Below are 10,000 nucleotides of genomic sequence, written 5' to 3'. Positions count from 1 at the left end.
TCTTTCTAAAGCAAACCAAAAACCCATTCGCAATTGAGCACCCTGTTTTCCAGTGTCTTTTTTTATCAAAAGGGTATTAACACCCAATTCTTTTAATTTATTAATTTCGGTTGAATCGTCACTAGAATCGCCATCACAAATAATAATATCAACTAATTTGTCAATTCCGTGTTGCTGTGCTATTTGTAACTGTTTATGAATGCGTTCTCCTTCGTTTATGATGGGAATACACAAACAATATTTTGTTTTTCTTTCTTCTATTTCGGTAGAAAGAAACTTGGGCACGGCATAAATTGCTTCGTTAGTTTTTGAAAACATCTTGAGTATATTGAATAATGTCTTTAATTTTTTCTAATTCACTTCCACCTTTCATTTCAATTGAAATATAATTGGCATATTTTTCTTTTCTTAAAATAAACGCTAATTCTTCATGCAATGAACGATGTTGAATTTCTTCTAAATAAGGTTCGCTAATATGAATGTGATTGATCCATTTTAAATTGCTTTCTAAAACCGCTAAACTTTCTTCATTGTAAATTACTGTTCCTAAATCGAAATTCACTTTTAAACCCTCCACATTACATTCTTTCACAAAATCTAATGCTTGATTAGTAGTATTGATGAAATTCGTACCATAAATAACTGGATTAGGTTCAAAAGCAAAAACGGTGTTTTTATGATTTGCATATTTTCCAATAGTAGAAAAGTATTCAATCGCAATTTCTTCTTGATTTGGATTGATATTTCTGTTTTTTGGTGATCCGAAAACTAGATTTTTACATCCTAAAACCGAAGCAAAATCGATGGATTCTTTAATATAATCTAACAAAGAATTTCGTTCTTCTTCGGATGAAAATATAGCTTCATTTCTACCATAACAAATCGATTGCATAGAAACTACTTGTAAACCATAATTTGTATTCAATTCATCTTTAAAATCAGCCACTTTTTCTAAATCAGAATATGGCTTTTCTGGAAAAATTCGGGTTGGGGCAATTTCGATTCCAGTACACTTTTTTTCTTTCAGAAAAGCATACATTTCGGCATCATTTTCAGGTTGCCAGGCGATATTTGAAATGGTTACTTTCATTATTGTTGGCTTTTGATAAAGTTAACAATATCATGTAACACTTCTTGTTTTGTGCTTATATAATTCCCTTGTTTTTGAAACAATTGTCCGTGAATGGTATAAAAATCGTAATTCGGAACTGGGTTAGTTAATTCATTAACGAAATCTTTTTCATAAACGGCTTTATAAATTTCATTAACTACAATAGGTTCAGTAGCTAAGTTTAACTTTTTTACATCGTTTTTTTGAGCGATTTCAATATCGTTCCAAAGGTTGCTTAAATTATAAAACTGAAAACGTCCTCTACTATCCGTGAAGTTTAATGCTGAAAAACCCAAATCTAAAAACTGTTGTTTTAAAATTTTTCTTTCCGCATTTTCGATAGTATTTAGCTTATAAAAACCATTTTCTTGTAAAGTGTAATTATTAACAATCCAATTGTGTGAAGCTAATTCTTGATATTTTGCTTCGTTCAACATCGAAGGAATAACAGAAATTAAATCGAAAATAAAATTCTTTTTAATGTTTTTTCCGAATAATCCAGGAAGTCTAACAATTAGATAATCATCGAAATTAGAGGCTACCCAATTTTCTAAATACAATCTGTTTTTCCCGTAAGGTTGCACAGTTTCTAAATCAATTTCTGTGTTTTCATCAACAGCGATTGGATTTGGATAAACATCAACAGTTGAAATTAAAACAATTTGTTTCGGATTAATTTTTTTGATGTTTTCAATGGCTTCTAAAATGATTTCGAAGTCTTTTTCGGGTTCTTTATTAGCTAAAAATTTCTCGGCTCTAACTCCAGAATAGACCAACACATCTGGATTAAGTCCAAATGCTTCTGTGATATTTTTAGAATTAAAACACAAATCAAAAGCGTTGCTTTCTAATAAATTAGAACCTACAAAGCCAGTATGACCAACTAATACTTTCATTTATTTTTTAATATAATGTCTGGCAATTGCACCTAAACCATCATAGGTTTCTTGCAATCTAAAATGCGTGTCTAAAAACTGTTGATCGGCATCAGATAATTTTACAATATCTTGATATCCATCTACAATCCAAAACGATTTTAACAATGCTGGATTGGCTTGCATTTCTTTTACCAAAACGGTTAAATTAGGTTTATCAACAACTTCAAATTTTTGTCCGTGATTGTTTAAAAAATAGTTGTACCAATATTTTAAACTTGTGTACACTACATCTTTATTAGGATTGTAAAATTTAACCATATCCGAAGCTTCTCTAAACTGAGCTTTTAAAGGGGTATGATAATATTTTTTTACCACCACCAAATCAAACGCCATGAAAAACACTAATAAAGCGAGAAACGATAATCTAACTTGAATGTTTTTTATACTTACTAAAGCAATTGAAATTACTAAAATTATTGCAGGAAAAATGCTTATAAAGTACCTAGAAACATATAAAGATGAACTTAAATAAGATTTCAATAAAATAACAACTATAACAAATGAAATCCAAGCAGCTATTAATAAATAATTAAAAACTAATTTATTATCAATTATTTCTTTAATGGATTTTGTTCGTTTTTGATTAAATACTTTTATTATAAAAAAGGTGAATAATATACCATAAACAAATACCAAAATTTCTGAAACACTTATAAATTCTTTTAAAATATTTGTTAATCCATCATTTGAAGGTGCTGGAATCCAAGAAGATTTAAATTGGCTTAATAAATAGAATTTATATGCATTAGGAATAAAAAACAATAAAATAATACCTGCAATAACCAATAATCTTTTAAAATATGCTAATCGTTCTGATTTATCTAAATTAAACAAAACAAAAAGCAAGATAAAACCTTGAGTAATTACATTAAGTACACTAAAGAAATTCACATTAACTAGTAGACCTGCACTAACTGCAAACCATATCATATTTTTTTGTGAATTATTCTTTAAGAAAATAACAAATCTGTAAAAAGAAAATAACAAACAAAGCAAATATAAAGAATACGCTCTAGCATCTTGTGAGTGAAAAATAGCATATTCGTTAAATGTAAATAAAAGTGCTGCTATTAAGCCAACTTTTTTAGAATAGGTTTCTTTACCAAATTTATACATCATCCAAACTGCAGCAATTCCAAAAATCACAGATGGAATTCTTGCCACAATTGAAGTGTCTCCAAACAAAGTAAACATTGTATTCATTATGAAGAAATACAAATATGGAAAACTTTCTCTTAAGTTTACTTCAGAAATAATTTGAGAAAATGAATGTTTTGGACTAGCAACATTTAATGTATAAATTTCATCCATCCATAAACTTTGGTAATCAAGATTATACAATCTTAAAATTGTTGCTACAATTAATATTAAGATTATCCATTTGTTGCTTTTAACAGAACTAATAAACTGGCTCATATTTAAAAAGATAAAATTTTAGTACTAACCTCTTTAGAATCTAACTCGATAAACAAAGGTAAACGAAGTAAACGATTCGTAAAATTATCGGTTTCTGGTAATACTCTTCCGTCATGCTTGTCCACATAAAACGGACTTTTATGTAAACTTATATAATGAAAAACAGCCCAAATATCATTTTGCTTTAAATGATTGATTAATGCAGTTCTTTGCTCTAAATTTTTACATACCAAATAAAACATATGCGCATTATTTGTAGCATAACTTGGCAATTCTGGTAAGCTAATTTCATGTTTTTTTGCCCAATCGATTAATGCCAAATTATAATTTTCCCAATGTAACTTTCTTGTATTTTGAATAGTTTCTAAATTTTCTAATTGTGCCCATAAAAAAGCAGCAACAATTTCTGAAGGCAAAAATGAACTTCCTATATCCACCCAGCCGTATTTATCTACTTCACCTCTAAAAAAGGATGAACGATTCGTTCCTTTCTCCCAAATTATTTCAGCTCTGTTAATAAATTGTTCGTCATTAATTGCTAACATTCCACCTTCTCCAGAAATAATATTCTTAGTTTCATGGAATGAAAAAGCAGCTAAATGTCCTATGGAACCCAATGCTTTTTTTAAACCATCTTTTCCAATAAAATAACTATCAATCGCTTGAGCAGCATCTTCAACCACAAATAAGTTATACTTTTTTGCTAAATCCATAATCGTGTCCATATCACACGCCACTCCGGCATAATGAACAGGAACAATTGCTTTTGTTTTAGATGTAATTAAAGGCTCTATTTTAGTTGCATCCATGTTTGGATGATTTGGCATACTATCAGCAAATACAATTTTAGCACCTCTAAGTACAAATGCATTTGCAGTAGATACAAAAGTGTAAGATGGCATAATTACCTCATCTCCTTCTTTAATATCAATTAAAATAGCTGCCATTTCAAGTGCATCAGTACAAGAAGTGGTTAACAACGTTTTTTTGAAACCATAATTAGACTCGAAAAACTGTTGGCATTTTTGTGTAAAAATACCGTTACCAGAAATCTTTCCCGATTTTACTGCTTCTTCTATATATTGTGTTTCTTTACCTGTTAAATAAGGTTTATTGAATGGGATTTTCATTTTAATCTCGTTCTAAATTTATTAAAAACCACTTCATTTCCATTGTCTAAATAATGTGCTTTTTCTATTTTTAATAGTCCTTTGCCACAAACAATTGTTGGTTGATTGTTGTCTAAAAATATTATTTTTCCAGGTGTTCTATTTTCAATTTTCACATCTGGAATCGATTTTATTTCGTCTAAAATTATGATATTATCTTCCATTTTGGTTCTAGCACCACCATAAGGAAAACCTAAAGCATGTATTGTTCGTTCTAAAGTTGAAGCTTCCAAATTCCAATCGATAAAGTAATCTTCTTCATCTCTCCACAAACTAAAAGTGGCTTGGGTTTCATCTTGAGGAGTGGCAACTAAAGAATTGTCAGCTATTTGTTTAACTATTTTTATTACTAAATCTTGATAACAAACACTAATTATATCAATCGCTTCACTAATCTTTATTGGATAAATTACATTTACTTTTTCTACTCCTAAAATATCACCTTTATCGAATTCTTTATTAGCAAAAATAGCAGTTACTCCTATTTTTTCATCTCCATTAATTAAGGCAGTTACTAATGGATTAAATCCTCTATTTCTAGGTAAAATGGAATCATGAAACACAATCAACTTTTCCAAATTAGATTTAATTAACCATCTCCAAGCAACAGCAATATAATAAGAAACATTATTTAGTAAAGTTTCATCGAAAGTATTTTTGTTATAATGCAAAATATTGTGCTTTGTACATAAAGCGACAATTTCATCAGCATAATCTTTTTCTACATTTTTATCTGTAGCATAAATGACAAACTTTAATTCAACAGCGGTAGTGTTTAGAACAGTTTCTAAACAAGCTAATCCTTTTTTACCCATAATAAATAAGGCAATACTATTCATCTGTTGATTTTTCTATAATGTAACTTGGTCTGTTTTTTACTCCTTCAAAAATTTTACCTATGTATAAACCTACTACTCCAAGTGTGGTTAATAAACATCCACTCAAAAACCAAATACTAATTATTAAACTAGCATATCCACTTACTGAAACTTTACCCGTAATTTTTTCAAATAAAACATAAATAACCATTAAAAAGGATACCATGGCAATAGACAATCCAAATTTAATAATCAATCGCAAAGGCTTATCTGAATATGCTAAAATGATGTCTAAAGCTAAATTGAGTAGTTTTTTTAAATTATAATTTGATTTTCCCTCTGATCTTGAAGCGTGTTCAACATTAACATAACTCGTTGAAAACCCAACCCATTTTACCATAGTAGGAAAATATTTTATTTTCTCTTCTAATTTAACAACCTCGTTTATGACTTGTTTTGAATATATTCCAAAGTTAGCCACCGTTGCATCTTGTTTTGTGCCTGTTAAATAAGAAAGTGTTTTATAAAACAACTTAGAAACAGTCTTTTTGTAAAAAGAATCTTTTCGTTCATATCTTCTTGCCAATACGATGTCAAACCCTTTTTGTGATTCATTGAATAGTTTTTCAATTTCTTCAGGTTGGTCTTGTAAATCACAGTCTAAAACTACCACATAATCCCCAGAAACTTGATTTAATCCTGCTGTTATAGCATAATGTTGTCCAAAGTTTCTACTTAATTTAAAACCTCTTACATTTGAGTTTTTGCTTGAAATTTCAATTATTTTCTGCCATGATCTATCGGGACTAAAATCATCTACCAAAATAATTTCATAAGAATTAAATGCAGAAGGAACGCTTTTAGCTATTCTTTCTACTAACTCATCTAAAACTAATTCGGCTCTATAAACTGGCGAAACTATTGATAATTTCATACTCTAATAAATTAATCTCCCTCTAAAAACTTCTTCAACATCTACTATAGGAGGTACATTTTTTAAAACAACATTTCCTGTTGCAAAAATAGTTCCTTCTATTTTTTGAATTGGGTACACAAACATATCATTTGAACCTCTTTGATATACTTTTATATTTTCAACCTGTAAGTTTTCGCCATAAAAACGACCATCTCCAAAGTAAAAATTTAATAACATTTCGGTGCAATGTCCATTAATATAAAAGTTAGAAACATTATTGCTTTCTATAACTAATTGTCCGTTATCTACAGCTATTTGAAAATCACCTGTTCCAGCACCATCACCGTCATCACCTATTGAAAACAAACGTACAATTGGCGTGTGCAATATTCCATCTGATTGTATCTTTTGTTCTGTTTTACAGTGTAATTCTAACTCTTGGATTAAGGGTAAAATAGTTCCGTCTGGTATCGTAACATAAACCATTGTTTGTCCGTAATCCCTAGCAATATTACAAGAAGAATTATCTTTAATCACAAGCATATTTTCTTCTAGCTTAACCTCTAAATTGTCAATAATGTTGTCTGATGTTTTTATTTTAACTTCATAATTAGGTCCTTCTTTAACAACCAAGCCAACGCCATCATATACTTTTACTCTAGAAAAACCTTCAAAAGGAAAAGTTTGCGTAATTTGATTGCCATTTCCTTTAAAACAATCTTCGGAAATACCACAGCTTATTACCAAAATTAGGCAACACAAAGTAACTATATGTAAAATAAATTTTCTCATCTTATAATCGTACACCAATAGTAGCTTCTATAGCTTCTGCTCTTCCGCCGTGGGTTTTTAATCCAACTCCTGTAAAGAAGTTTTTGTAAAGATAATATTTTGCTCCTATTCTTTGATAAATATCAATTTCATAATCAAATGGTTTATAAACGTAATACCCAAGTTGTGTTTCAATGGAAAGTTTATTAATGAATAATTCATGCCCAACAAACAATCCCACTCTTTTATAATCGGTATCAGCGTCTGCATATGATTTATGTCCGGGAGGAAAAGCCACAGAAACAAAATCAATATAATCTTTTAAATATCTTGAAAAGAAAACATCGGTTCCTAATTGTAAAGCACTTTTTCTTCCTATCCTTTTATCGGCATATAAACCGATGTGATAAAATTGACGCTGTCCTAAATTTGGAACTGGTCCTTCAGAAATACCCGTTCTAAAAGCAACATTATACTTAATTCGTTCTTTATACGTTGATGATGCTGGTAAAGAATCCTTAATATATTCTTGATTTTCGCCTAAATTATAGTTTAATCCAACGTTTAATGCAATGGTATTGATTCCGCTATTTGGCGCTTTGAATCTTCCGTTTGAAAAATGCGTTAGCATAAATCCTGCTTGAAAACCAATTCGATTGAAAAGATTTTCTTTTTTATACTGCAACATAAAGTAAGTGTTATCCATTACTTTAGTTCCAAAAGCGTTGTTTTTATTGTTGGTTTCTTTATCATAAGGATTCGATGTCATACCAATTCCTTGTGAAATTCGGAACATTAAATTTCGATTGAAAAAGTAAAAATTATAGTGTAATCCTAAGGCAACATTATACCCTAAATATTGGTTTTTAAAGTCTAAATAATGAAATGAAATTCCATAATCTGGATAATTATAAACTTGCTCCCATTCTTTTTTACCAAAAGTTTTCCAGTTATAGCTTACTAAAAATCCATCCGGATGACCTGAAATCAAATGCCCAACATCTTCTGAATGTTTTATAATATTTCCTCTAAAAAGTTGTACATCAAAATAACCTGATGACTTCTCTTGAGAAAAAGATAATGAAACAGAAAAGCAGATAAAAAATAGGGCTTTTTTCATTAATTCAAATGGTTTAAACTTATAGTTAAACTTTCTTTCCAATTTTTAATTTCAACGCCAAAAACCTTTTTGATCTTCGTTTTATCTAAAACACTATAGGCAGGTCTTTTAGCAGGCGTAGGATAGGAATCTGTTGGAATAGGCTTCAAATCAATCTGTATTCCTTTTTGATGAAATATTGCTGCCGCAAAATCGTACCATGAACAAACGCCTTCGTTGGAGAAATTATAAACACCAAAAGGGCGTTGGGTGTTAGGTGTTGGGTTTTCTGTATTTATGATTTTAATTAAAACCTCAGCTAAATCAACTGCATATGTAGGTGTTCCAATTTGGTCGTTCACAACAGATAAAGTGTCTCGTTCTGAAGCCAATCGCAACATTGTTTTCATAAAATTAGCTCCAAATTGTGAGTAAACCCAAGAAGTTCTAACGATGAAATGTTTTTCCCAATTTTTTTGAATAGCAAGTTCACCATCTAATTTCGTTTGTCCGTAAATACTTTTCGGATTTGGAATATCGGTTTCTAAATAAGGAACTTTTGATGTGCCATCAAAAATAAAATCTGTAGAAATATGAACTAAAATAGTATCAAATTCTTTACAAACTTTGGCTAAATTTTCAGGACCAACAGCGTTAATTAAATGCGCTTTATCCGATTCACTTTCAGCTTTATCTACAGCGGTGTAAGCGGCTGTGTTGATACAAAAATGAGGTTGGTGTTTTGCAAAAACTGCTTGACAATTTTCAATATTGGTAATATCCATTTCTTGAAAATCGGTATATACAAACTGAATATTTGGATATTTATTAGCAATAAACTGTATCGATTGTCCTAATTGACCATTGGCTCCCGTAACTAATACTACCATACTTTCTTAGTGTTTTCAAGATTAGGTAATATTTGATCTTTGTCGGAAATTATCAATTCATTCAAAGGAAAATTCCAATTGATATTAACGGTTTGGTCGTTGTAAATTAATCCGCCCTCGCTTTCTTTGTTATAAAAATTATCGCATTTATAAAAGAAGGTTGCGGTTTCAGATAAAACTAAAAAACCATGTGCAAAGCCTCTTGGAATAAAAAACTGTTTTTGATTTTCTGCAGAAAGTAACACTGCTTCATATTGACCATATGTTTCAGAATTAGGTCTTAAATCAACCGCTACATCTAAAACTTCACCTTGTAAAACACGAACTAGTTTGGCTTGCGCATGTTCGCCACATTGGTAATGCAATCCTCTCAAAACACCTTTAGTTGAAAACGATTGGTTATCTTGAACAAATGTCACTTTTTGACCCACGCCTTCTTGAAAAGTTCTTTCATTGAAACTTTCCATGAAATAGCCACGTTCGTCTTTTATAATTTTAGGGGCAATAATAAAACAGCCTTTTAGTTTGGTTTCTGTGAAATTCATTCTGTATAATAAAATGCTCAGACAAACTCAGCATAACAATTAATTAAATTAAACTCATCAAGTGCTTTCCGTAACCACTTTTTAATAATGGTTCTGCTAAGGTTTTTAATTGATTTGCATCAATAAATCCCATTCGGTAAGCTGCTTCTTCAATAGCACCTATTTTTAATCCTTGACGTTCTTCAATAACTTCAACAAATTGTCCTGCTTGCATTAACGATTGAAAAGTTCCGGTATCTAACCAAGCGGTTCCTCTATCTAAAATGCTTACTTGTAATTTACCTCGATTCAAATATTCTTTATTCACATCGGTAATTTCTAATTCGC

The 10,000-nt window shown here is 30.1% G+C and carries 11 protein-coding genes and 1 pseudogene; all 12 read right to left on the bottom strand.

Annotated features, from left to right (window positions below):
• A pseudogene (locus LDL23_RS02045) lies at positions 1–318 on the bottom strand (glycosyltransferase family 2 protein); the annotation flags it as partial.
• Positions 302–1,090: a sugar phosphate isomerase/epimerase gene (locus LDL23_RS02040; RefSeq protein ID WP_291264221.1), complete on the bottom strand. Its 789-nt coding sequence runs from the start codon at positions 1,088–1,090 to the stop codon at positions 302–304. The pseudogene LDL23_RS02045 and the gene LDL23_RS02040, both read right to left, overlap by 17 nt.
• On the bottom strand, positions 1,090–2,007 hold the full coding sequence (locus LDL23_RS02035; protein ID WP_291264220.1) for an NAD(P)-dependent oxidoreductase: 918 nt from the start codon (positions 2,005–2,007) through the stop codon (positions 1,090–1,092). The genes LDL23_RS02040 and LDL23_RS02035 overlap by 1 nt, the downstream gene beginning before the upstream one ends.
• On the bottom strand, positions 2,008–3,465 hold the full coding sequence (locus LDL23_RS02030; RefSeq protein WP_291264219.1) for a glycosyltransferase family 39 protein: 1,458 nt from the start codon (positions 3,463–3,465) through the stop codon (positions 2,008–2,010). It abuts the gene before it with no gap.
• A gap of 2 nt (positions 3,466–3,467) precedes the next feature.
• Positions 3,468–4,595: a dTDP-4-amino-4,6-dideoxygalactose transaminase gene (gene rffA, locus LDL23_RS02025; RefSeq protein ID WP_291264218.1), complete on the bottom strand. Its 1,128-nt coding sequence runs from the start codon at positions 4,593–4,595 to the stop codon at positions 3,468–3,470.
• On the bottom strand, positions 4,592–5,473 hold the full coding sequence (locus tag LDL23_RS02020; protein WP_291264217.1) for a formyltransferase family protein: 882 nt from the start codon (positions 5,471–5,473) through the stop codon (positions 4,592–4,594). The genes rffA and LDL23_RS02020 overlap by 4 nt, the downstream gene beginning before the upstream one ends.
• Entirely contained in the window at positions 5,466–6,386 is a 921-nt protein-coding gene (locus LDL23_RS02015) for a glycosyltransferase family 2 protein (protein WP_291264216.1), read from the bottom strand. The genes LDL23_RS02020 and LDL23_RS02015 overlap by 8 nt, the downstream gene beginning before the upstream one ends.
• A gap of 3 nt (positions 6,387–6,389) precedes the next feature.
• Positions 6,390–7,160, bottom strand: a complete 771-nt coding sequence (locus tag LDL23_RS02010) for a DUF2807 domain-containing protein (RefSeq protein WP_291264215.1) — start codon at positions 7,158–7,160, stop codon at positions 6,390–6,392.
• Position 7,161: 1 nt separating this feature from the next.
• Positions 7,162–8,259, bottom strand: coding sequence for an acyloxyacyl hydrolase (locus LDL23_RS02005; protein ID WP_291264214.1), 1,098 nt, complete (start codon positions 8,257–8,259; stop codon positions 7,162–7,164).
• Entirely contained in the window at positions 8,259–9,128 is an 870-nt protein-coding gene (gene rfbD, locus LDL23_RS02000; RefSeq protein ID WP_291264213.1) for a dTDP-4-dehydrorhamnose reductase, read from the bottom strand. Before rfbD ends, LDL23_RS02005 begins: the two co-directional genes overlap by 1 nt.
• Entirely contained in the window at positions 9,122–9,673 is a 552-nt protein-coding gene (gene rfbC, locus LDL23_RS01995) for a dTDP-4-dehydrorhamnose 3,5-epimerase (protein ID WP_291264212.1), read from the bottom strand. Before rfbC ends, rfbD begins: the two co-directional genes overlap by 7 nt.
• A 43-nt stretch (positions 9,674–9,716) precedes the next feature.
• On the bottom strand, positions 9,717–10,000 hold a 284-nt coding region (locus tag LDL23_RS01990; RefSeq protein WP_291264211.1), incomplete at its 5' end, for a sugar phosphate nucleotidyltransferase.

It is taken from the genome of Flavobacterium sp. (assembly GCF_020217025.1).
GTDB lineage: Bacteria > Bacteroidota > Bacteroidia > Flavobacteriales > Flavobacteriaceae > Flavobacterium.
Note: the sequence above shows the minus strand (reverse complement) of the source record. Positions and strands in the feature narration are given on the sequence as shown.